Genomic DNA, 23,249 nt, shown 5'->3' on the forward strand with positions numbered 1-23,249 from the left:
CGGAGGGACCGTCGGCCCGGAGCGGCGGCGACCGCCGGGCGGGGCGCCGGGCGGTCACTGCTGCTCGTCGGCGAGCTCCGCCACCCCCGTGATCCGGTGCAGCGGATACGTGCGGACCTCGTCGGCCGTGTGGTCGTACGCCGTGACGAAGCCGCCCTCGACCCGTACCGGCGCGATCACCCGCTGGCTCGCGGCGCCCTCGGCGTTGACGTAGCCGATCCACACGGCCTGGCCGGTGAGGACGGCGGCCTGCATGGTGGCGAGGGTCTCGGCGGAGCCGGTGCGCGGGAGCTCGCCGCCGGCCGGCGGGACCGCGTCGCCGGCCGAGACCTTCCGCGGGGCGGTGGAGGCCAGGTCGCCCGCCCGGATCGCCCGGATCGCCGCCGTCAGGAGCGTCGGGTCGGGCATCGGCGGACCTTCGGGGACCGGCTCGGGGGCCGTGCGGGGCGGAGTGCGGTGGGCGTGCGCGCGGGCGATCAGCACGTCGCCCTCGGCGGACTCGGCGGCGGGCGCGTACCCCATCGCCCGCAGACCCTCCAGCAGCGTGGCCGGGTCGGCCTCGGCGGCCAGCACGGTCGGCGCGAGGCGGCGCAGCCGCAGGGCGGCGGCGCGCTTGTCGGCGATGATCTCGTTCAGCAGGGCGTCGTCGTCGCAGCGCACGTACGCCGAGGCCGCGCCGACCCGCAGATGGCCGTGCCGGCGGGCGACGTCGTCGATCAGGTACGCGAGCGGCTGCGGGACCGGGGTACGGGAGTGGGTGGCGAGGAAGGCGTGCAGATCGCTCGCGGTCCGGCCGGCGTCCAGCGCGCGCCGCACCGAGCCCGGCGTGAACCGGTACACCGTCGCCCCGCCCTTCGACTCGACGTCCGCGAGCACGCCCAGCGTGTCGGCCAGCGGACGGCGCAGCGGTCCGGGTGCCACCGCCGTGAGGTCGGCCTGGAGCAGCACATGGTCCAGCGGTTCGGGAAGCAGCGGGGTGAGCAGCCGGGCCGCGGCCGCGGAGGCGACGGACTGCTCGGCGGCGGAGAGGGGTTCGGGGCGGGCGGTCCTGTGGTGCGGGAAGGGCAGTCTGCCGCCCGGCCCGGCGGGACCGTCGGCGTCGGCCGCCCTCGGCCCGGGCGCCCCCAGCAGGGCCCGCCCGTGTGCCGACAGCGCGCCCCGGCCGGTCACGCCCAGCGTCTCCGCCTCCGTCAGCGTCCAGCGCACCATCCGGGAGCGCAGGTCGTCGTCCTCGCCGCCGCTCTCGCCGGGGCGGCTCACCGTGCCGCCGCGGGCGCGCAGCGGGCGTTCCCAGCGCAGCCGGGCGAGCACCACGTCGGCGGCCGGCGCGGTGCCCTGCGGGAGCCCGGCCAGCAGGGTCAGCACCCGGTGCCGCACCTCGGGCGCGGCGGACCGGTCGAGCCCGGGACCCAGGGCCGACAGCGGCCGCTCCTTCGCGTCCCGCCCGCCGACCACACCCGCCGTCCGGGTCGCGAGCAGCCACGCCTCGGCGAGCCGTGCCCAGCGCTCGGCCGGCGGCTGCTCCAGCCACTCGTCGTAGGCGGGGGTGGCCGCGTACCGTTCGTCGGCCTCGCCGTCGGAGGCCACCAGCCCGGCGGCGTAGGCGAGTTCGACCCAGAACGCGGCCATGGGCTCGGACGCGTCCAGGGCGACCGCGGTCCGCTTCAGGTCGCGCACGCTCAGCCCGCCCGCCCGCAGCACGGCGGGCCCGCCCTCGTCCCAGTCCTTCAGCAACTCCTCGACGGTCGCCAGCGCCGTGTACGCCTGGCCGGCCGCGGTCGCGTCCACCACCGCCGGGGTGTGTGTACCGGCCGGCTCGACGGCGGGCGGCACGGGCTCGGGCGCGCGGTGCGCCCGCCCGGCCCGCAGATGCAGGGCGACCTCGCGGGGCAGTACGACCGTGCCGGGCGCCGTCGGCAGCAGCAGTCCGCGGTCCAGCAGCCAGCGCAGCCGGGCCGCCGGGTCGGCCGTGACCTGCCCGTACGGCGGCCCCCACACCAGCCGGTCCAGGACGTCGAGGGAGTCGGCCGGGGCCTGGCCGAGCAGCGCGTCCATCCGGGCGCGGTCGGTGAACAGCGCGGTGAGCGCGGCGGCCGCCGACACGGCGTCGTGCGTCGACGCCAGCCCGGCGGTGCCGACGATCTCCTGGATCCGGCCCGGCGACATCCCGGCCGTGACCTCCTGCACCGTGGGGCCCAGACCGGTCGGCGAGGGGTGCTGCGGCGAGGGCGCGAGCAGTTCACGGGCGGTGCGCACCAGCCGCAGCCGGTCGTCGCCGCCCCACACCAGGGCCTGTTCGCGCAGTCCTGCCACGGCGCCGGGCAGGGCCGCGGTGACGGCCGGGTCCCCGTCGTCGCCGCCCATCAGGCCGAGCAGTTCGGCGTACGACGCCGGGTCCGCCGCGACCGCGAGCGCCTCCGCCGCCTGGAGGGTGAACCGGTCCAGCCGCTCCAGCGCGCGGACCACCGAGGCACGGGTGCCCGCCCTGGTCGCCAGCTGGGTGAGATCGGTGGGGACGGGGGTGATGAGGTCGGGGCGGCTGCGCAGGAGGGCGGCCAGGGAGTGGTCGTCCCTGGCGCGGAGCGCTTCCGCGAGGGAGCGGGGGGCGGGGTGGTCCGCGGTGCTCATCTGACCCACGGTAGCGGGTCCCCTTAGGCGGCCGACCCCCGCGCGGGCCTGTTGTGCCCGACGCTCCCCTAGCCGCGCCACGAGCCGCTCCCCGAGCCGCTCCCCGAGCCGCTCCCCTAGCCGCGCCACGGCGGCGGTCGCGGCAGCGGTCGCGGCAGCGGTTGCGGCAGCGGTCGGGGCAGTGGTCGAGGCGGCCCGCTCGAAGCGCCGCTCGAAACCGCCGCGCGAACCGCCGCGCGGGCGCGGCCGGGAGATGCCCCGGCCGCGCCGGGAGCGGTAACGTCTGCCTCCACGGGGTCAGCCAACACATCCGCCCCGGAGGGGACTTCGTGGGGATCGAGAGCGACCAGGTCGTCTACGAGTATCTGAGCCGTGTCGGAGACGTGGCGCACCAGCGGCAGTTGTCGTCGTCCGCGCGGATGCGGCTGGTGTCGGAGCTGCGCAACGAGATCGACCGGCGGCGCGCCAGGACACCGGTGGACAGTCCGGCCGCCGTACGCCGCATCCTGGACCGCATCGGCAGCCCCGACGACGTCGTCGCGGCCGCCGCCGGCGGCGGGGGCGCCCCGCAGACACCGGCCGCCGCCGTGCCCGCGCAGCGCGACGCGGCGGCGGGAGCGGACGACGGACGGCCCGGCCGGCTGCGCCGTGCGGTCCCGCGCCCCCGGTCGGGACGGACCGCGGGGCCGCAGGCGCCACCGCCCTCGGACGCCCCGTCGCCCCCGCACCGCGCGGCCGCGCACGAACTCGGCGACAGCGCGACCCAGCCCGACTGGTGGCGCACGGACAGCAGTCCCTTCGGCGTCGGCGACGAGGTGCCGGGCTTTGTCGGCGGGGTGGAGATCCCCGAGCTGCTCAAGCCGCCGCCGCGCAAGCACCTGAAGGACCCGAAGGACGCGGAGGACCCGGCGGCACCGGCGGACCCGGGCGCGGAGACCGCGGCCGACGTCCCGGACGCACCCGCCGCCCGCCGCCGCCTGCCGTCTTTCGGCACCGGCAACTGGAGCAATCCGCTGCTCCTGATCGCCGCGGGCGCCCTCGTCGTCGGCGCGGTGCTCGGCAACTGGTTCGCGCTGCTGCTCGGCTGGCTGATCGCCTACGCCTCGCGCCGGCTGACCCGGGCGGAGGCGAAGTGGGCGGTCGCGTGGCTGCCCGGCCTGGCGGTCGCGTCAGGTCTGGTCTGGCTGTGGGGCAGGACCGACGGCCGGTGGGGAACCCCCATCGCCGACGGCCAGATGAACGACGCGCTCGCCCAGACCTGGCCCTGGGTGGTACGGGGCGCGGCCGTCGCGTCGGCCCTGTTCCTGGTGTGGCGCTCCCAGCGCAGCCGCTGACCGCTCTTGGCCGGGGAAGCCGGGGAAGCCGGGGGAGGCACCCGGGCGCCCGGCCCGCGCGCTGTCGGCGTGGGCACAATGGCCTGCATGGCCTCCACCACCGCTCCCGCGCTGACCGTCGGATTCGATCTCGACATGACGCTGATCGACTCCCGCCCCGGCATCCACGCCTGCTACCGGGCGCTCACCGAGCGGACGGGGACGTACGTCGACGCGGACCTGGTGATCACCCGGTTGGGGCCGCCGCTGGTGGAGGAGCTGGCCAACTGGTTCCCGGCGGAGGAGGTGCCGGCCGCGGTGGAGCTGTACCGGGAGATGTACCCGGCCTTCGCCGTCGCCGCGACGTCCGCGATGCCGGGCGCCCGCGCCGCGATCGAGGCCGTACGGGCGGCCGGCGGGCGCACGATCGTCGTGACGGCGAAGTACGAGCCCAGCGCCCGACTGCACCTGGAGCACCTGGGCATCGAACCCGACGAGGTGATCGGCGACCTGTGGGCCGAGGCCAAGGCACAGGCGCTGCGCGCCCACGCGGCGGACGTCTACGTGGGCGACCACGTCGGGGACGTCCGCGGCGCGCGCACGGCCGGGACGCTGTCGGTGGCGGTCGTCACCGGGCCGTGCAGCGCGGCGGAGCTGCGCACGGCCGGCGCGGACGTCGTCCTGCCCGACCTCCTGCACTTCCCGGGCTGGCTGGAGTCCTACCGCCCGGCGGCCCGCGCCTGACGACGGCCGGCCGCGATCGACCGGAGCACGCCCGCACCGGCGATCAGGAAGCCGACGCCCATCAGCATGCTCAGCCCGAACATGTACGTCGGGAAGGGCTTCGTGTCGAGCAGCAGCGGGGTCACGGTGACCAGAGTGGCCACGGCACCGGCGAAGAAGACCAGGGCACCGGCACGGATCAGCCGGTCGCCGGGCCCGGCGGAATCGGTTCGGGTTTCGTCACGCACCCGGACAGGGTAGTTCCCGGCGCGCGCGGACGGTCCGGCGACGTCCGCACGGACGGACGTGTCGGGCGGACGTGTCGGGCGGCGAGATCGAGCCGGTCGTCCGCAGACCCGGAAAGCGTCCGCCTCCGCCATGACTCCCGGACTTGGCCCTCGGGTGTCCGCGCCTTCCGGCCGGATGCGGCGGGTCCGCGGCGATAGGGAATTCGGTCCGGGTGAAGTCCCGGCGTTCCCGAAAAGGCGTAAGCGGTGCACGGGTAAGGGGCGGAAAGGCAAGGTCCCCCGAACGGGAAACGCCCGAGCCCTATTTCCTTCTCCTGCCTTTGTCCGCGGCGGAAGGATCGTTACGGCAGTTCGGCAGGCCACCGCAGGTCGTCGGCCGCTCCGTGCGGCCCGGGCCCGTCCGGAGCCGGGACGTGCACTGAACCTCTACAACCACTTTGAGCCCTTCCCACACAGGTAGGGCCTCGGTCCCGTTTTAAGGCGTGTTCCGCTGGAGAGACCCCCGGTAAGGTGGTTCGACGGCAGTTCAAGTGCGTCCGGGCGTGGCCAGGACGGATCGAGGGAGCGTGTGCTTTGCCGACTGGCAAGGTCAAGTGGTTCAACAGCGAGAAGGGCTTCGGCTTTCTCTCCCGTGACGACGGCGGCGACGTCTTCGTCCATTCCTCGGTCCTCCCCGCCGGAGTCGAGACACTCAAGCCGGGGCAGCGGGTTGAGTTCGGAGTCGTCGCCGGACAGCGCGGCGACCAGGCCCTTTCGGTCGTCGTGCTGGACCCGGCCCCGTCCGTCGCGGCCGCGCAGCGCAAGAAGCCGGACGAACTGGCCTCCATCGTCCAGGACCTGACGACCCTTCTGGAAAACGTCTCCCAGACCCTGGAGCGCGGCCGCTATCCCGAGAAGACCGCCGGAAAGCAGGTCGCCGGGCTGCTTCGCGCGGTCGCCGACCAACTGGATGTGTGACGACCGCCGGGCCTAGGGAAAGGCGAGCGCGTCCGGGCCGAGGGGCGGTACCAGTCCCTCGGCCGCCGCACGGGTGAGCAGTCCCCGTACGGCCGCATAACCGTCCTCGCCGAGACCGGCGGTGAACTCGTTGACGTACAGACCGATGTGCTGGTCGGCGACGGCCGGATCCATCTCCTGCGCGTGTGCCATGACGTAGGGCCGGGAGGCCTCGGGGTCGTCCCAGGCCGCGTGCACGGACGTACGGATGGAGTCGGCGAGCCGGGTGAGCTCCCGGGCGCCCAGGGAACGCTTGGCGATGATCGCGCCCAGCGGGATCGGCAGCCCGGTGGTGTTCTCCCAGTGCTCGCCCATGTCCGCGAGCTTGTGCAGCCCGAAGTTCTGATAGGTGAAACGCGCCTCGTGGATGACGAGTCCCGCGTCGACCTTCCCGTCCCGCACCGCGGGCATGATCTCGTGGAAGGGCATCACGACGATCTCCCCGACCCCGCCGGGGACGGTGTCCGCGGCCCACAGCCGGAACAGCAGATAGGCCGTGGACTTCTCGCTCGGCACCGCGACGGTGCGTCCGGTGAGGTCGGCTTCCGCGTCCCGGGTGAGCACCAGCGGCCCGCAGCCGCGGCCCAGCGCGCCGCCGCAGGGCAGCAGCGCGTACTCGTCGAGGACGTACGGCAGCACGGCGTACGACACCTTCAGCACGTCGGACTCGCCGCGCTCGGCCATGCCGTTGGTGATGTCGATGTCGGCGAAGGTCACGTCGAGGGCCGGGGCGCCCGGGACCCGGCCGTGGGCGAGGGCGTCGAAGACGAAGGTGTCGTTGGGGCAGGGGGAGTACGAGATCCGCAGCTTGGACTGCGCGGGCTCACCGGTCATGCGGGTTCCACTTCTCCAGGACGGGTACGAGCCTCGCGAAGCCCTCGGTGAGGGCCGCGAGGGCGTCGCCGATGCGCCAGGCGGCACGGTCACGCGGACCGACGGGGTTGGAGACGGCGCGGATCTCCAGCACGGGCGTGCCGTGCGCGGCGGCCGCCTCGGCCACCCCGAAGCCCTCCATGGCCTCGGCCAGGGCCCGCGGGTGCCGGGCGCGCAGCAGGGCCGCGCGTTCGGCGGACCCGGTGACCGTCGAGACGGTCAGTACGGCCCCGGCGCGGGCGTCCAGCGCCGTCGTGAGGTCCCGTACGAGTGGGTGCGGCGGACGGTGGGTGACGGTCCCGAAGCCGAGCTCGGTGACCGGCAGGAAGCCCTCGGCGGTCTCGGCGCCCAGATCGGCGGCCGTGATCTCGTCGGCGACGACGAGCGAGCCGACGGGCGCGTCGGGCGGGAAGCCGCCGGCGATGCCGGCGCTGACCACGAGCGCGTAGGGCGTCCCGCCCAGGGCCGCCGCGGTGAGGGCGGTCGCGGTGGAGGCGGCGGCGAGCGCGGGCCCGACACCGGCCGCCAGCAGGTCGTACCGGCCGGCCGTCCGGCGCAGGCTCACCCCGGGCAGCCGCACCTCGTCGACCGGCCCGGGGAACGCCTGTGCCACCGCGTCCCGTTCGGCGGGAACCGCGGTGGCGACGAGGACACGTACGGAGGACGTGGTCAGGCGTCCTTCTTGAGCTTGAAGGACCACAGACCGGTCACGTCCTTGTCGCCCTCCTTGATGGACACCAGCGTGGAGTCGCCGCTGGCGCCGTACTGGGCGTTGAAGAACACGCTGCCGGGGATCGTGCGGTAGGTCTTGGTGCTGGAGTCGGTCAGCGGCTGACCGTTCATCAGGAGCGTCCAGCCGTTGTCCGCGATCTCCGGGTCGACGCCGAAGCGCACGGTCTCGTCCGGGTCGACGGTGATCGACTTGATGTCGGTGTCCTTCAGGCAGCTCACCAGTGCCTGGGTGTCCAGCGACTTGCCGTCGTTGTAGCAGGTGGCCTGGGAGCTGACCGAGCTCGTGCCCACGGTGATCGTCGAGATCGGCGTCGGCTTCTCGCAGGCGGACAGAACGAGCAGTCCGGCGGAAACGGCGCCGGCGGCTGCGACGGCGCGGCGGCGTCGCACAACGGATTGCAGCGTCTTCATGGGCGAAGGCTATCGGGCACCTCCCATGCTCCGCCCAAGTGGGGTCCGGCGCGGCCGGGGGTTACGCCACTCGCTGGCGGACCGGGCTCCCCCGGGCCGGGCCGGGCGGCGCGGTCAGGCCAGTTTCGGACGGCCCGCGCCGTCGCGCCGCGCCGAGGCCAGCAGCCCGCGCGCGGTCGTCAGCCAGCCGGCGGCCACGATGCAGGCGGCCACCGCCAGGCCCAGGGTGCCGTTCAGCGGCAGCACGATGCCCACCGCGCCACCGAACACCCAGGACACCTGGAGCAGTGTCTCGGAGCGCGCGAACGCCGAGGTGCGCACCGGCTCGGGCACGTCCCGCTGGATCAACGCGTCCAGCGACAGCTTGGCCAGTGCCTGGGCGAACCCGGCGACCGCCGTCAGGCACGCCACCAGGAACGCCCCGAAGAACACCGCGGCGGTGATCGCCGCGCCCAGCACGATCGCGAGGACCGTCACGATGATGATCTCCGGCGCCCGTGACCTGAGCCAGGCCCCGACGGCCGTGCCGAGCGCGTTGCCCACACCAGCGGAGACGCCGACGATCCCCAGCGACACCGCCGCGCTCTGACCGGTCAGCGGATGCTCGCGCAGCAGGAAGGCCAGAAAGAAGATCAGGAAGCCGGTCAGGCAGCGCAGCGCGGCGTTGGCGCCCAGCGCGTGGGTGACCGCGGGTCCGACGGTCCGCAGACCGAGCCGTCTGGCCTCCCGGCGGCGCGGCCCGCGCACATGCTCCTCGTCCGAGGCCAGCAGCGCGATGTCCTCGCCCTTGGCCGAGTCGACCTTGGGCGGCAGCGTGAAGGACAGGAACGTCCCCGCCACGAAGATCACGAAGGCGCCGTAGAGCGGCCAGCGCGGCCCGAGCGCCTGGAGCCCCGCTCCGACCGGCGCGGCGACACCGGTCGCGAGGAGTCCGCCGAGGGTGACCCGCGAGTTCGCCTTGACCAGGGAGAAGCCCGGCGGCAGCAGCCGGGGCACGACCGCGCTGCGCACCACCCCGTACGCCTTCGACGCGACCAGCACGCCGAGTGCGGCCGGGTACAGCTCCAGACTGCCGGTGATCACCGCCCCGGACAGCACCAGCGCCAGCAGCGCGCGGGCCAGCATCGCGGCCGCCATGGCCGCGCGTCTGCCGTGCGGCAGCCGGTCCAGGAGCGGGCCGATCACCGGCGCGAGGACCGTGAAGGGTGCCATCGTGATCGCCAGGTAGAGCGCGACGCGGCCACGCGCCTCGTCGGTCGGCACGGAGAAGAACACGGTGGAGGCGAGCGCCACGGTGATCATGACGTCCCCGGCGCCGTTCACCGCGTGCAGTTCGATCAGCTTGCCGAGGCCGGACTCGCCCGCGCCGTGCGCGTGCGTGGCCTTGCGGATGCCCCGCGCGGTCCCGGTGAAGGGGAGGTGCAGGGCGCGGCCGATCGCGCGGACGGAACCGCCGACCCGGCCCGAACCGCCACCTCGGCTGCTGCCCTTCACCCCGCCGATCCCGGCGGCGCCCTGGGGCGACCTCGCGGCTGCCACGACGTCATAGTGCCCCGATAAAGCTGTGCCTAGTGCGGTAACCGCGCGTATGGCCGCGTACCTCATGGCCGCACGCCGTGCTCCCGACGGCCGCACGGCGTGCTCCCGACGGCTCCACGGCTGGCCGGGCGGCCGGGAAACAGCACGAAACCGCATCGTGAGGCCGCGAACAGTCCCGTCGGTGTAGGCCAAGCAGACGCGAACAGGTACCGTGCGTAGCGCGCCGTGGCGAACGTTCTCGGCCGCGCGCCTCTCGGACATCCCGCAGAATGGATGACGTAGGTGCGCCCGAGCGCGTCGGGCGCGGACGTCGACGCGGCCCTTCGGTCCGCTCCGTCCGCCCTGCCGCCTTCAGGCCGGCGCACCCGAGAGACGGCGTAGGAGAGAAGCGATACCTGTGAGCGCAGCGACAACGCGAAGCCGCACCCCCGACCGCCTGTGCGCCGAGGCGGTCGACCTCGCCCGCGCCGCCGCCGAGGAGGCCGCCGCGCCGGGTGTGGTCGGCGAGCACGTGGGGCTGGTCTCCGAGGGTGACCGTGTTGTCACGCACTTCTTCGGGTGCAAGGAGCTGGGCTACCGGGGCTGGCGCTGGGCCGTGACGGTGGCGCGGGCGTCCCGCGCGAAGATCGTCACCCTGGACGAGGTGGTCCTGCTGCCCGGCCCCGACGCGGTGCTCGCGCCGGAGTGGGTGCCGTGGAGCGAACGGCTGCGCCCCGGCGACATGGGCCCCGGCGACCTGCTGCCCACCGAGGCCGACGATCTGCGCCTGGAACCGGGCTACTCCGGCGAGGACGAGCCCCCGCCGAGCGCGCCGGTCTCGCACGAGATGGCCGAGCTGGTGGAGGCGGAGGACGCGGAGGTCACCGCGGGCGCGCCCGCGGCACAGCCCGTCGTCCCCGCCCGCGGCTCGCTCGCCGCGGTGGCCGAGGAGCTCGGGATGCGCCGGGCGCGGGTGCTGTCCCGGTACGGCCTGCACGTCGGCGCCGACCGCTGGGAGGAGGCCTTCGGGTCGAAGACCGCGATGGCCCAGGCAGCCCCCGCGTCCTGTGTGAGCTGCGGCTTCCTGGTGCCCATCGGCGGTTCCCTCGGGCAGGCGTTCGGCGTCTGCGCCAACGAGTTCTCCCCGGCCGACGGCCGGGTGGTCTCCCTCGCCTACGGCTGCGGCGGCCACTCCGAGGCCGCGGTCATGCCGAAGCCGCCCCGCCCGGCCGAGCCGGTGATCGACGAGACCCGGGTGGACCCGTTCCCGCTCCGCCCGGCGCCCGACTCGGGGTCGGTGCCCGCGGTGACGGCGGACGAGGAGACGGCGGAGCTGGGGCACTCGTAGCCCCGGACCCGCCCGGCCCCCGGGGCTCCGCCGGCCAGGACACGCCCACTGCCCCGCCCCTGCCCGGCCCCGCTCCTGCTTCCGCCTCGGCCCGGTCCCGCCTCCACTTCCGCCCCCGCCCGGTCCCACCCCTGCTTCCGCCCCTGCCCGAGGCGTGCGGGTGCTTGTGGGGCCTCCGGGGGCGTGGGTGCCCATGGGGCCGGGGATGCCTGGGTACCCGTAGCGCCGCGGGCGTGTCGGGTGCGTGCTCCCGTACGCCCGGTCCGCCCGCGCGGGAAAGGCCGGATCTTCGTGGGCCACAGCGGCGGGAGCGGGCCCGGCCGCGCGGTACCTTCGACCTCACGCCGATGAGGAGAGTGTGAACGTGAGCAAGTTCGTGCGGCCGGCACCCGAGGGCGCGGACCCCTTCGGCACGGCCCGTCTGCGCCGCGGTGTGCTCGACGCCTGGGCCACCAGCCCCGCCCGCTTCCGCGAGGACGCCAACGCCGAGGAGGACCTGGTCCTCGGCGGCTACCGCGACCGGCTCGTCGTCGAGCTCGCCCAGAACGCGGCGGACGCCGCGGCCCGTGCGGGCGTACCGGGCCGGCTGCGCCTCACCCTCCGCGACGGCGTCCTCGCCGCCGCCAACACCGGCGCCCCGCTGGACGCGGCCGGCGTCGAGTCGCTGTCCACCCTGCGCGCCTCCGCCAAACGCGACGTCCACGACGGCGCGGTGGGCCGGTTCGGCGTCGGTTTCGCCGCCGTCCTCGCCGTCACCGACGAACCCGCGGTCCTCGCCCGCCACGGCGGAGTGCGCTGGTCCCTGGCCGAGGCCCGCGAGCTGGCCGCGGAGCAGGTCGGCCACAGCCCCGGCCTGGGCGACGAGATCCGCCGCCGGGACGGCCATGTCCCGCTGCTGCGCCTGCCGTTCCCCGCCGAGGGCACCGCGCCCGACCCGTACGACACGGTCGTCGTCCTCCCGCTGCGCGACACGGCCGCCGCCGACCTCGCCGAGCGCCTCCTGGGCGCCGTGGACGACGCCCTCCTGCTCGCCCTGCCCGGCCTGACGGAGGTCGTGGTCGAGATCGGCGACGGCACCCCGCGCACGCTGCGCCGCCGTACCGACGGCGCGCACACGGTCGTGGAGGACTCCCGGGACGGCACCACCCGCTGGCGTACGTCCACCGCCCACGGCCCGCTCACCCCGGACCTGCTCGTCGACCGCCCCGTGGAGGAGCGGCTGCGCCCCCACTGGTCGGTCACCTGGGCGGTGCCCGAGGCCGGGGACGGCTCGCCCGGCTACCCCCGGACCGGCCCGTTCGTGCACGCCCCCACCCCCAGCGACGAGCCCCTCGGCGTCCCCGCCCTGCTCATCGCGTCCTTCCCGCTGGACCCCACCCGGCGCCACGCCGCCCCCGGCCCGCTCACCGACTTCCTCGTGCAGCGCGCGGCCGACGCCTACACCGAACTCCTCACCGACTGGCGCCCGGTGGACGAGGGCATCCTCGACCTCGTGCCCGGCCCGCTCGGCAAGGGCGGCCTCGACGGCGCCCTGCGCCAGGCGATCCTGGAGCGCCTGCCCCGTACGGCCTTCCTGCCGCCCGCGGTCCGGCCCGACGGCACGCCCGACCCCGATCTGCCGGAGGCCCTGCGCCCGCGCGACGCCGAAGTGGTCGAGGGCGCGGGCGGCGACACCGTCCGGGTGCTCGCCGAGGTGCTCCCCACCCTGCTGCCCGCCGGCCTCGAACGCCGGGTCGAGCTGCGCACGCTGGGCGTGGCCCGGGTGGCGCTCGCCGACGCGGTCGACCGGCTGGCCGGGCTGGAGAAGGAGCCCGACTGGTGGCGGCGGCTGTACGACAGCCTCGCCGGGGTCGACCCCGACCGGCTCTCCGGGCTGCCCGTGCCGCTCGCCGACGGGCGCACCACCGTCGGTCCCCGGCAGGTGCTGCTGCCCTCCTCGGACGGCGCCCTGATCGAACCCGAGGTGCTGGCCCGGCTCGGCCTGAAGGTCGCCCACCCGGACGCCGTCCACCCCCTCCTGGAGAAGCTCGGCGCCCTGCCGGCCCTGGCCCGCGCCGTCCTCACCACCCCCCAGGTGCGGGGTGCCGTCGCCGCCTCCCTCGACGACATGGGCGGGGCGTGGGAGGAGGACGTCCTGGACGCCGAGGAACTCGCCGACATCGTCCTCGCCCTGGTCCGGGACGCCGGCATCGAGCCCGGCGAGGAACCCTGGCTCGGCGCCCTCGCCCTGCCCGACGAGGACGGCGAACTCGCCCCGGCCGGCGAGCTGGTGCTGCCCGGCAGCCCCTTCGCCCAGGTGATGCGCGAGGACGAACTGGCCTTCGTCGACACCGAACTGGCCGACAAGTGGGGCGAACAGCCGCTGGCCGCCTGCGGCGTGCTGGCCGGCTTCGCCCTGGTCCGCGCCACGGACGTGGTCCTCGACCCGGACGAACTGGAGCCCCGCGAGGGCGACTTCGCCCAGCCCGACGACGCCGGTCTGCTGGACGCCGTCGACGTGTGGTGCGAGGACGTCCTCGACCGGTTCCCGGACACCCCGGTGCCGCCGGTGGCCACCGAACTCGTCGCCGTACGCGATCTCGACCTGGTCGACGAGGACAGCTGGCCGCAGGCGCTGGCGATGCTGGCCCGGCCGCCGCTGCGCGACGCCCTCGTCCAGCCGCTGCGCATCCTGCTGCCCGACGGCACCCACGAGGTCGTACGGCCCTACACGGCCTGGTGGCTGCGCGGGCACCCGGTGATCGACGGCCGGCGTCCGGCCGGTCTGCTCTCGGCCGGCGGCGACCCGCTGCTGCGCGGCCTGTACGACGAGGCCGACGCGACCGGGTTCGACGACGAGCAGGTGCTGCGGGCCCTCGGGGTACGCACCTCGGTGGCCGCGCTGCTCGACGAGCCCGGCGGCGCCGCCGAACTGCTCGACCGGCTCGCCGACCCGGAGCGCTCCGTCACCGCCGCCCAACTGCACGGCCTGTACTGCGCGTTGTCCGATCTGGACCCCGAGCAGGTGACCCTGCCCGACGAGCTGCGCGCGGTCGTCGACGGCCGGGTGGAGGTGGTGGACGCGGCCGACGCGGTGGTGGTCGACTCGCCCGACCTGCTGCCCTTCACCGAGGGCGTGCCGCTGCTGCCGGTGCGCCCGGCGCTCGCCTACCGGCTGGCCGAGCTGTTCCAGGTGCGGCGGCTGAGCGAGTCCGTCACCGGCGAGGTCGGCTCCGAGGGCGCCGAGCACGACGTACCGGATCCGGTGCGGGTCCTGCTCGGGCCGCGGACCCCGCGGTCCTACGTCGAGCACGAGGAGCTCCTCGTGGACGGCGTGGAGATCGACTGGCGGCTCACCGACGACGGCGTCCTGCACGCCTCGACCCTGGAGGGAGTCGCCGCGGGCCTGGCCTGGGCGGCCGGCCAGTGGCCGCGCCGCTTCGAGGTCGCGGCGCTGCTGGAGGACCCCTCGCGGACGGACGAGCTGGCGCGGGACCGCTGGTTCGACTGAGCCGCCGGAACGCCTGGAACGCCACGAGGTTTTCATCTCGTGTGCAACCCTTCACCCGCGTGACGCATCTGATCATGTGAGTCAGCAGACTCCACGACCCATCGGGCCCTGCCGTCCTCGCGAACCGTGTGCGACGACGGACGGCGGGCCTCCTTCAAGCGGGGGACCGTATGCGCATCCCAGCCACCGTCGCGGCCGTCTCGGGCGCCCTCGTCCTGACCGCCCTGGCGGTGCCGGCCGCGACGGCCGCGGACGAACTGCCGAAGGTCTCCAAGGTCTCGGTCAACTCCGGCGCGAACATCGTCGTCGGTCCGTCGGCCTCGAAGAAGTTCACGGTGTCGGTGACCGCGAGCCACTCCAGCGGCATCCAGGACATCGACGTCGACCTGTGGCACGGCACCAACCTCGACAGCGGCCTCGACGGGCTGCTGCTGGCGAACGAGGGCAGGGCCACCTGCGCCGCCGCCAGCGCCACCACCTCGACCTGCAGCCTGACCGTCACCGCCGTCCCGGGCAGCAACCTGACCGCCAACCTTCAGGCCGGCACCTGGCACGTGGCGGTGGGAGTGTTCGCCCGTGACGGCAGGGTCTACTGGAACGACTACCAGACGACCCACCGGGTCCAGCGCGCCGCGACCCTGACGGTCAACGCCACGCCGGAGCCGGTCAAGAAGGGCAGGACCATCACGGTCACGGGCAAGCTGGCCCGCGCCAACTGGGAGACCCTCAAGTACGCGGGGTACAGCGGCCAGCCGGTGAAGCTCCAGTTCAAGAAGAAGGGCGCCACCGCCTACACCACCGTCAAGACGGTCAGGACCAGCTCGACGGGTGCCCTGAGCACCACGGTCAAGGCCGCCGCCGACGGCTACTTCCGCTACAGCTTCGCGGGCACCACGACCACCCCGGCGGTCAGCGCCGCGGGCGACTTCATAGACGTACGGTAGTCCTTCATCGACGTGCGGTAGTCGGCGCCGTCGCGCTCCGCGTCTCCGCCCGGTCCCGGGGTCTCCCGGGGCCGGGCGTTCTGCTCTGTGCTTCGTCATCGGTGCGTAACGCGAACATAAAAAATCGGGTTCCTTCGCATCACCCGTACAACCAGTCGCATGTCTCGCTGATCTCACTCGGCGAGTCAACAGACTCACCGATCACTTGGGTCCCGCGCCGACGACGAACCGTGAGGAACGGCCAGCGGCGGGACCCCTTCTCCACCTGGGGAACCCCATGCGTATTCGAGCCACTGTGGCCGCCGTCTCCGGCGCCCTGGCCCTCTCCGCTCTCGCCGTCCCGGCCGCGCAGGCCGCCGGCAACCCGCTGTCCGCGGTCACCTTCTCCAACGTCGTGGTCAACGCCGGCAAGAACATCGTGGTCGGCCCCACCGCGCAGGTCACGGTCACCGCGACCTACACGGTGACGCACCCCGCGAGCGTCAGCGCGAGCTCCTTCCAGAGCGGCCCGGTCCTCTACCGTGGCACCTCCATCACCGCGCCGACCGACATGCTCGGCGGTGACGGCCCGGGCACCTGCACCGCGTCCTCCTCGACCGTGCTCAAGTGCACGGCCAAGCTCCAGTACCGTCCGGCCTCCTCCGACGAGACCGAGGACCTGTTCAACGCCGAGGCCGGCGCCTGGAAGGTCGGCGCGGTCGCGGTCGCCACCAACGGCAGCAACATCAAGTGGCAGGGCGACCTGGGCGCCAAGAACGTCCAGCGCCTGTCGAAGCTGACGGTCAACGCCTCGCCGGAGCCGGTCAAGAAGGGCAAGACCATCACGGTCACCGGCGCGCTGACCCGCGCGAACTGGGACAGCGGCAAGTACGCCGGCTACGCCACCCAGCCGGTGAAGCTCCAGTTCAAGAAGAAGGGCGCCACCGCCTACACGACCGTCAAGACGGTCAAGACCAGCTCCACGGGCGCCCTGAAGACGACGGTCACCGCGTCCGCGGACGGCTACTACCGCTACGTCTTCGCGGGCACCACGACCACCCCGGCCGTCAACGCCGCGGGCGACTTCATCGACGTGCAGTAAGAGCCGCACCCGGCTGAAGAACGCCGGCACCGGCAGTACCGCCAGTACTGCCGGTGCCGGCGTTCTGTCATGCGGGAAAGCGGCGGTCGACCCACTTCCACAGCAGTTCCAGGACGACGGCCGACACCGCCGCGATGCCCACGGCCGTCCAGGGCATCGCCGTCCCCTCCAGCTTCAGCGCGAAGAAACTCTGGAGCGCCGGCACCACCAGCACCACCAGGAACCCGGCGGCCATCGAGGCGACCAGGACGACCCGCCACCAGGTGTACGGGCGGGCGATGATCGCCAGCACCCACATCGAGATCAGGAACAGGGTCAGCGTGGCCGCGCTCGTCTCCGCGTCCAGCGAGTCCGCCCCGGTGTAGTGGTGGCGGGCGAGCAGATAGGTCACGAAGGTCGCCGCCCCGGCCACCACCCCGCCCGGGATCGCGTACCGCATGACCAGCCGGACGAAGTGCGGCCGGGCGCGCTCCTTGTTGGGGGCGAGGGCCAGGAAGAACGCCGGGACGCCGATGGTCAGGGTGGACAGCAGGGTCAGGTGTCGGGGCAGGAACGGGTACTCGACCTGCCAGCACACCACCAGCACGGCCAGCAGGACCGAGTAGACGGTCTTGACCAGGAAGAGCGTGGCCACCCGGGTGATGTTGCCGATCACCCGCCGCCCCTCTCCGACCACCGAGGGCAGCGTGGCGAAGCTGTTGTTCAGCAGCACGATCTGCGCGACGGCCCGGGTCGCCTCGGACCCCGAGCCCATGGACACACCGATGTCGGCGTCCTTGAGCGCGAGCACGTCGTTCACCCCGTCCCCGGTCATCGCGACCGTGTGGCCGCGGGACTGGAGGGCGCCCACCATGTCCCGCTTCTGCTGCGGGGTGACCCGCCCGAACACGGTGCCCTCGTCGAGGGCCCGCGCCATCTCCCGCCGGTCCGTGGGCAGCCTGCGCGCGTCGACGGCGGTGCCGGTGAGCCCGAGCTTGCCCGCGACCGCCCCGACGGACACCGCGTTGTCACCGGAGATCACCTTGGCGTGGACGTTCTGCTCGGCGAAGTAGCCGAGGGTGTCCGCCGCGTCCGGGCGCAGTCGCTGCTCCAGTACGACGAGGGCGGCGGGCCGGACGTCCTTCGCCACGTCGGGACCGTCGAGGTCGCGGGTGGCCCGGGCGAGCAGCAGGACCCGTAGCCCCTGCGCGTTGAGCCGTCCGGTCTCGGCGAGGGCGGGGTCGGTGTCGGGCAGCAGCACGTCGGGGGCCCCGAGCAGCCAGGTGCTCGACTCGCCGTTGCCCTCGCTGAAGGAGGCGCCGCTGTACTTGCGGGCGGAGGAGAACGGCAGGGACTCGGTGCAGCGCCACTCCTCGGTGTCCGGGTAGGCGTCGATGACGGCCTGGAGGGAGGCGTTGGGCCGCGGGTCCGACTCGCCGAGCGCGCCGAGCACCCTGCGTACGTGGGCCTCCTCGTGGCCGCCGAGCGGGCGCAGCTCGGTGACGTCCATACCGCCCTCGGTGAGGGTGCCGGTCTTGTCGAGGCAGACGATGTCGACGCGGGCGAGTCCCTCGATGGCGGGCAGCTCCTGGACGAGGCATTGTTTTCGGCCAAGCCGGATGACGCCGATGGCGAAGGCGACGGAGGTGAGGAGCACCAGCCCCTCCGGGACCATCGGGACGATCCCGCCGACCGTCCGGGCGATGGAGTCCTTGAATCCGTGCTGCTGGACGAAGAACTGGCTGATGATCAGGCCGATCGCGGTCGGGATCATCATCCAGGTCACGTACTTCAGGATCGTGGAGATGCCGGAGCGCAGCTCGGAGTGGACCAGGGTGAAGCGGGAGGCCTCCTCGGCGAGCTGGGCGGCGTAGGCCTCGCGGCCCACCTTGGTGACCTTGAAGGCCCCGCCGCCGGCCACGACGAAGCTGCCGGAGAGCACCGGGTCGCCGGGCCGCTTGACGACCGGGTCGGCCTCGCCGGTGAGCAGCGACTCGTCGACCTCCATCCCGTCGGCCTCGGCGCAGACGCCGTCGACGGCGACCTTGTCCCCCGGTCCGATCTCCACGAGGTCGTCGAGCACGAGCTCGGAGGTGGCTATCTGGACGGCCGCGCCGTCCCGCCGGACCGTCGGCCGGGTCTCCCCGACGACGGCGAGCGAGTCCAGGGTCTTCTTCGCCCGCCACTCCTGGACGATGCCGATACCGGTGTTGGCGAGGATCACATAGCCGAACAGGCTGTCCTGGAACGGCGCGACGAACAGCATGATCAGCCAGAGCACGCCGATGATCGCGTTGAACCGGGTGAAGACGTTCGCACGGGCGATCTCGGTCAGGGAACGACTGCTGCGCACGGGGATGTCGTTGATCTGTCCGCGGGCCACGCGCTCGGCGACCTGGGCGGTGCTGAGTCCGGTGGCCGGCGGTGGGGGCATGGGGACGGGGTGCACGGGATCGAGCTCGGCGCCGGCGTCGATGTGCCTCATGCCTTCGACGGTACGTGCGGATTTGACGGTTCACCCGCCGAGTGGGCGGAAGTTCCGACCTGAGGACGAGGAGGGCGCGCGGGGACTGATGCCGTGGTCGTACGGGCGCTCGGCAGGGACGACCGGCACGGACGACGCGGGGCGCGGGCCAGTGGGTCCGGCGGGCCCGTGGGTCCGATGCCGCGCGGGCCCGTGGGTTCGGTGGCTACTCGGCCGCCGGGACCGCCGCCGCGGCCGCCCGCTTGATCGCCGCGTCGCGCTTGCGTACGTACCAGATGCCGATCAGGCCCAGCCCGCCGCCGGCCAGACAGGTCCAGATCCACCATGCGTGGCCGTGGTCCGCGTACCAGCCGTAGAAGGGGAGCTGTACGAGGAACAGGGCGAACCAGATGATCGTGCCGCCGGTGATGGTGGCGACCACGGGGCCCTCCAGGGGCTCGGGCGCCTCGTGCGTGGGGGTCCATTTGGTCATGCGCACAGCTTACGAGGCCTTCGGGGTGGTGACGCAGGGAGCGGTGTGTCACCTGTGAGACCTGGGTCTACGCGCGGAGATAGCTAAATCGACTTCATATGTTCATACTGAAACGGTACGAGCCTGGCCACTTCTTGTCGTAGGAAACACCAACAGCATCGTGGGGGAACGCTGAAGGTGACCTGGGAGCGGCGAGGCTCGATCATGTTCCCCACCCCCGTCACCCCCTGAGGTCCCGCATGTCCACCTCGGCCCCCGCCAAGGTTCCCGCGCCCGAGCAGCCGGGCGGCACGCCCGCGTACGGCGCTCTCGACCGCTACTTCAAGATCTCCGAGCGGGGCAGTTCGCTGTCCCGGGAGATCCGTGGCGGTTTCGCCACCTTCTTCGCGATGGCCTACATCATCGTGCTGAACCCGATCATTCTGGGCAGCGCGAAGGACATGTACGGGCACCAGCTCGACAACGGCCAGCTGGTCACGGCGACCGTGGTCACGGCCGCCTTCACCACCCTCCTCATGGGTGTCATCGGTAACGTGCCCATCGCGCTCGCCGCGGGTCTGGGTGTGAACTCCGTGGTCGCGCTCCAGCTCGCCCCGCGGATGACCTGGCCGGATGCCATGGGCATGGTGGTCCTGGCCGGCTTCGTCGTGATGCTGCTGGTCGCCACCGGTCTGCGCGAGCGCGTCATGAACGCCGTGCCCTACGGGCTGCGCAAGGCCATCGCCATCGGTATCGGCCTGTTCATCATGCTGATCGGTCTGGTCGACTCCGGCTTCGTCTCCCGGATCCCGGACGCCGCCCACACCACCGTCCCGCTCACGCTGGGCGTCGACGGTCACCTCACCGGCTGGCCGGTGCTGGTCTTCATCCTGGGCACGCTGCTGACCCTGGCGCTCATCGTGCGCAAGGTTCCCGGCGCGATCCTGATCTCGATCGTCGCCATGACCGTCCTGGCGATGATCATCGATGCGGTCGCGACGATCCCGTCCTGGGGTCTGACGACGCCGAAGTGGCCCGGCAACCCCGTCGCCACCCCCGACTTCGGTCTGATCGGCAAGTTCAGCCTGTTCGGCGGTTTCGACAAGGTCGGCGTGCTGACCGGTGTGCTGTTCGTCTTCACGGTCCTGCTGTCGTGCTTCTTCGACGCGATGGGCACGATCATGGGCATCAGCGACGAGGCCAAGCTGACCGACGCGCAGGGTCAGATGCCCGGCATCAACAAGGTCCTCTTCGTCGACGGCATCGCGGTCGCCGCGGGCGGCGCCTCCTCCTCCTCGGCCACCACCTGCTTCGTGGAGTCCACGGCAGGCGTCGGCGAGGGCGCCCGCACCGGCTTCGCGAACGTCGTCACCGGCGCCCTGTTCGCCGTGGCCCTGTTCCTCACCCCGATCGCCACGATGGTCCCGTCCCAGGCGGCCACCCCGGCTCTGATCGCGGTCGGGTTCCTGATCCTGGCCGGCTCGGTCAAGGAGATCGACTGGGCCGACTTCACGATCGCCATCCCGGCCTTCGTCACGATGGTCATGATGCCGTTCACGTACTCGATCACCAACGGCATCGGCATGGGCTTCATCACCTTCGTGGTGATGCGTCTGGCGGCCGGCCGGGCCAAGGAGATCCCGGCCGCGATGTACGTCGTCTCGGCGGTGTTCGCCTTCTACTACCTGATGCCGGCCCTCGGCCTGACCTGATGGCGCGGGGTCGTCACGTGACCCCGTAGAACTTCTCCGTCTCCTCGACGGCGGTCTGGAACCGCTCGTCGAAGTCATCGCGAATGAGCGTCCGGACCACATAGTCCTGGACGCTCATTCCCCTTTTCGCGGCATGTTCCCGGAGCCTCTCGAGCAGCTCCCCGTCCACACGCAGGCTGAGCACGCTGGTCCCCATGCGTACGAGAGTCGCCGCACGCTTCGGTGTGGCGCGAGATGTTCCCCCTATGGATCACCCGTATGAGTGATATCCGGGTTGAGCCGTCCGGGTCATGGGCACCCCGCGTGCCCCGGCGGTCGTGAGCGCGCGCCGCGCGTGTCCCATTGGTATTTAGCGAGAGTAATGAGTTACGCTAAAGACTATGTCGGACCTTACCCATGGCGACGATGTTGCCGCCGTGAACTCCCTGCGATCCGCAGTCATGCGGCTGTCCCGTCGGCTCAAGCACCAGCGAGTCGACGAGTCGCTCAGCCCGACCGAGATGTCGGTGCTGGGCACCCTGTCCCTGTGCGGGAGCGCGACCCCGGGCGAACTCGCCCGAAAGGAACACGTCCAGCCGCCGTCGATGACCCGCATCGTCGCGCTGCTGGAGGCCAAGGGCCTGGTCCGGCTGGAGCCTCACCCCGAGGACCGGCGCCAGAAGGTCGTCACCCAGACCGAACAGGCCACGGCGATGCTGGAGGAGAGCCGCCGCAAGCGGAACGCCTTCCTGGCCTCCCTGGTCGACGGCCTCGACGACGACGAGTGGGCGAAACTGCGCGCCGCAGCCCCCGTCCTGGAGAAGCTCGCACACCTGTAGACCGGCACAACCCGGCCGCGCGTCAGGCGAACGGGCGGCCGGACGAGGAGGCGAATCCTTTTGAGTACGGGATCCGGAGCACCTTCCGCCCCCGCACCGACCATCCACGACAGCTCACCCGGCCGGTCCCGCCGGTCCTCGATGTTCAGCTCACTGAAGGTCAGGAACTACCGCCTGTTCTTCATCGGCCAGGTCGTCTCCAACACGGGGACCTGGATGCAGCGCATCGCCCAGGACTGGCTGGTCCTCAGCCTCACCGGCTCCTCCACGGCCGTCGGCGTCACGACGGCCCTGCAGTTCCTGCCGATGCTGCTCTTCGGCCTCTTCGGCGGCGTCCTCGTCGACCGGCTGCCCAAGCGCGGCACCCTGCTCGTCACCCAGTCCGCGATGGCCGTCACCGGGCTCGTGCTGGCCTTCCTGACGCTGTCCGGACACGTCCAGGTCTGGCACGTCTACCTCGCCGCCTTCGCCGTCGGCCTCGCCACGGTCGTCGACAACCCGGCCCGCCAGTCCTTCGTCACCGAACTGGTCGGCCGCGACCAGTTGCAGAACGCGGTCAGCCTGAACTCCGCGAACTTCCAGTCCGCCCGGCTGGTCGGTCCCGCCGTGGCGGGTCTGCTGATCACCGGGGTGGGCACGGGCTGGGCGTTCCTCGCCAACGGCCTGTCCTTCGTCGCGCCCATCGCCGGACTGCTGCTGATGCGCGCCCGCGAACTGCACGTCGTCGAGCGCGCCCCGCGCGGCAAGGGCCAGCTGCGCGAGGGCCTGCACTACGTCGCCGGGCGGCCCGAGCTGATCTGGACGATCGCCCTGGTCGGGTTCATCGGCACCTTCGGCTTCAACTTCCCCGTGTACCTCTCGGCCTTCGCCGACGACGTCTTCCACGCGGGGGCGGGATCGTACAGCCTCTTCAACACGCTGATGGCGGTCGGCTCACTGGCCGGCGCGCTGCTCGCCGCCCGCCGGGGCACGGCGCGGATGCGGGTGCTGGTCGCGGCGGCGGTGGTCTTCGGCGCGGTCGAGATCGTCGCCGCCCTCAGCCCCTCCCTGTGGCTGTTCGCCCTGCTCATGGCCCCGATCGGGATGTTCGGCATGACGGTCAACGTCACCGCCAACACCAGCGTCCAGATGGCCACCGACCCGGCCATGCGCGGCCGGGTGATGGCCCTGTACATGATGGTCTTCATGGGCGGCTCGCCGGTGGGCGCGCCGATCGCCGGCTGGATCACGGACACCTACGGGGTGCGGGCCGGACTGGCGGCGGGCGGTGCCGTCTCGGCCGTCGCGGCCGTCACCATCGGCCTGGTCATGGCCCGCGTCGGCGGACTGCGGCTGGCGGTGGGCTGGAACCACGGCCACCCGCGGGTGGGCTTCGTCCCGAAGGAGCGCCAGGAGGAACTGGCCGCGGCGGTCTGAGCCGCCGCAGCGTAGGTGCCGGGCCCGGGGGAGACCGTTCCCCCGGGCCTCTGCGTTCCCCCCGGGACACCGGCTCCGGCGCG

The 23,249-nt window shown here is 73.0% G+C and carries 19 protein-coding genes; 10 read left to right on the plus strand and 9 right to left on the minus strand.

Going from position 1 to position 23,249, the window contains the following annotated elements:
- Window positions 1-54: 54 nt before the first annotated feature.
- Window positions 55-2,628, minus strand: a complete 2,574-nt coding sequence (locus tag ACZ7OY_RS15315; RefSeq protein ID WP_471911820.1) for a helicase-associated domain-containing protein — start codon at window positions 2,626-2,628, stop codon at window positions 55-57.
- A 329-nt stretch (window positions 2,629-2,957) separates the two neighbouring features.
- On the opposite strand from ACZ7OY_RS15315, the gene ACZ7OY_RS15320 reads away from it, so the two are divergent.
- A complete protein-coding gene (locus ACZ7OY_RS15320) occupies window positions 2,958-3,962 on the plus strand; it encodes a hypothetical protein (RefSeq protein ID WP_471911821.1) in 1,005 nt (334 codons plus the stop codon).
- 87 nt (window positions 3,963-4,049) lie between these two features.
- On the plus strand, window positions 4,050-4,685 hold the full coding sequence (locus ACZ7OY_RS15325) for an HAD family hydrolase (protein ID WP_471911822.1): 636 nt from the start codon (window positions 4,050-4,052) through the stop codon (window positions 4,683-4,685).
- Here ACZ7OY_RS15325 and ACZ7OY_RS15330 read toward each other — a convergent pair.
- Window positions 4,661-4,912, minus strand: coding sequence for a hypothetical protein (locus tag ACZ7OY_RS15330; RefSeq protein WP_471911823.1), 252 nt, complete (start codon window positions 4,910-4,912; stop codon window positions 4,661-4,663). The two genes, ACZ7OY_RS15325 and ACZ7OY_RS15330, sit on opposite strands and share 25 nt — an antisense overlap.
- 573 nt (window positions 4,913-5,485) lie before the next feature.
- Between ACZ7OY_RS15330 and ACZ7OY_RS15335 the strand changes: the two genes are divergently transcribed.
- The gene (locus ACZ7OY_RS15335) at window positions 5,486-5,869 is read left to right on the plus strand and encodes a cold-shock protein (RefSeq protein WP_385521298.1); all 384 of its coding nucleotides are present in this window, start codon (window positions 5,486-5,488) and stop codon (window positions 5,867-5,869) included.
- A 12-nt stretch (window positions 5,870-5,881) separates the two neighbouring features.
- Here ACZ7OY_RS15335 and ACZ7OY_RS15340 read toward each other — a convergent pair whose 3' ends face one another.
- From ACZ7OY_RS15340 to ACZ7OY_RS15355, 4 genes are all read right to left on the minus strand, one after another.
- Window positions 5,882-6,742 carry a 1,4-dihydroxy-6-naphthoate synthase gene (locus tag ACZ7OY_RS15340; RefSeq protein ID WP_471911824.1) on the minus strand — a complete coding sequence of 287 codons (861 nt, stop codon included), beginning with the start codon at window positions 6,740-6,742 and terminating at the stop codon, window positions 5,882-5,884.
- A complete protein-coding gene (locus ACZ7OY_RS15345; protein WP_471911825.1) occupies window positions 6,732-7,481 on the minus strand; it encodes a futalosine hydrolase in 750 nt (249 codons plus the stop codon). The genes ACZ7OY_RS15340 and ACZ7OY_RS15345 overlap by 11 nt, the downstream gene beginning before the upstream one ends.
- The gene (locus ACZ7OY_RS15350) at window positions 7,451-7,924 is read right to left on the minus strand and encodes a DUF2771 domain-containing protein (protein WP_471911826.1); all 474 of its coding nucleotides are present in this window, start codon (window positions 7,922-7,924) and stop codon (window positions 7,451-7,453) included. Before ACZ7OY_RS15350 ends, ACZ7OY_RS15345 begins: the two co-directional genes overlap by 31 nt.
- A gap of 114 nt (window positions 7,925-8,038) precedes the next feature.
- Complete coding sequence (locus tag ACZ7OY_RS15355) at window positions 8,039-9,463, minus strand: MFS transporter (protein WP_471911827.1); 1,425 nt, start codon at window positions 9,461-9,463, stop codon at window positions 8,039-8,041.
- A gap of 397 nt (window positions 9,464-9,860) precedes the next feature.
- On the opposite strand from ACZ7OY_RS15355, the gene ACZ7OY_RS15360 reads away from it, so the two are divergent.
- The 4 genes from ACZ7OY_RS15360 to ACZ7OY_RS15375 all read left to right on the plus strand — a co-directional run bounded on the left by ACZ7OY_RS15360 (window position 9,861) and on the right by ACZ7OY_RS15375 (window position 16,305).
- Window positions 9,861-10,790 (plus strand): DUF3027 domain-containing protein, encoded by a 930-nt coding sequence (locus ACZ7OY_RS15360; protein ID WP_471911828.1) that lies wholly within the window; start codon window positions 9,861-9,863, stop codon window positions 10,788-10,790.
- A 364-nt stretch (window positions 10,791-11,154) separates the two neighbouring features.
- Window positions 11,155-14,280, plus strand: coding sequence for a sacsin N-terminal ATP-binding-like domain-containing protein (locus ACZ7OY_RS15365; protein ID WP_471911829.1), 3,126 nt, complete (start codon window positions 11,155-11,157; stop codon window positions 14,278-14,280).
- 170 nt (window positions 14,281-14,450) lie between these two features.
- Entirely contained in the window at window positions 14,451-15,224 is a 774-nt protein-coding gene (locus ACZ7OY_RS15370; protein WP_471911830.1) for a DUF5707 domain-containing protein, read from the plus strand.
- A gap of 277 nt (window positions 15,225-15,501) precedes the next feature.
- Complete coding sequence (locus tag ACZ7OY_RS15375; protein WP_471911831.1) at window positions 15,502-16,305, plus strand: hypothetical protein; 804 nt, start codon at window positions 15,502-15,504, stop codon at window positions 16,303-16,305.
- Window positions 16,306-16,372: 67 nt separating this feature from the next.
- On the opposite strand, the gene ACZ7OY_RS15380 is transcribed toward ACZ7OY_RS15375, so the two are convergent.
- Both ACZ7OY_RS15380 and ACZ7OY_RS15385 read right to left on the minus strand, forming a co-directional pair.
- Complete coding sequence (locus tag ACZ7OY_RS15380; RefSeq protein WP_471911832.1) at window positions 16,373-18,769, minus strand: cation-translocating P-type ATPase; 2,397 nt, start codon at window positions 18,767-18,769, stop codon at window positions 16,373-16,375.
- A 205-nt stretch (window positions 18,770-18,974) separates the two neighbouring features.
- Entirely contained in the window at window positions 18,975-19,241 is a 267-nt protein-coding gene (locus tag ACZ7OY_RS15385; protein WP_471911833.1) for a DUF2530 domain-containing protein, read from the minus strand.
- 239 nt (window positions 19,242-19,480) lie between these two features.
- Between ACZ7OY_RS15385 and ACZ7OY_RS15390 the strand changes: the two genes are divergently transcribed.
- Window positions 19,481-20,932, plus strand: coding sequence for an NCS2 family permease (locus ACZ7OY_RS15390; RefSeq protein WP_471911834.1), 1,452 nt, complete (start codon window positions 19,481-19,483; stop codon window positions 20,930-20,932).
- A gap of 13 nt (window positions 20,933-20,945) precedes the next feature.
- Here ACZ7OY_RS15390 and ACZ7OY_RS15395 read toward each other — a convergent pair whose 3' ends face one another.
- A complete protein-coding gene (locus ACZ7OY_RS15395; protein WP_152894851.1) occupies window positions 20,946-21,128 on the minus strand; it encodes a ribbon-helix-helix protein, CopG family in 183 nt (60 codons plus the stop codon).
- A 184-nt stretch (window positions 21,129-21,312) separates the two neighbouring features.
- Between ACZ7OY_RS15395 and ACZ7OY_RS15400 the strand changes: the two genes are divergently transcribed.
- Together ACZ7OY_RS15400 and ACZ7OY_RS15405 are read left to right on the plus strand one after the other, a co-directional pair.
- Entirely contained in the window at window positions 21,313-21,750 is a 438-nt protein-coding gene (locus ACZ7OY_RS15400) for a MarR family winged helix-turn-helix transcriptional regulator (RefSeq protein ID WP_351600183.1), read from the plus strand.
- 60 nt (window positions 21,751-21,810) lie between these two features.
- Window positions 21,811-23,166 (plus strand): MFS transporter, encoded by a 1,356-nt coding sequence (locus ACZ7OY_RS15405; protein ID WP_471911835.1) that lies wholly within the window; start codon window positions 21,811-21,813, stop codon window positions 23,164-23,166.
- Window positions 23,167-23,249: the final 83 nt, after the last annotated feature.

Source organism: Streptomyces sp. NPDC107559, assembly GCF_055657365.1.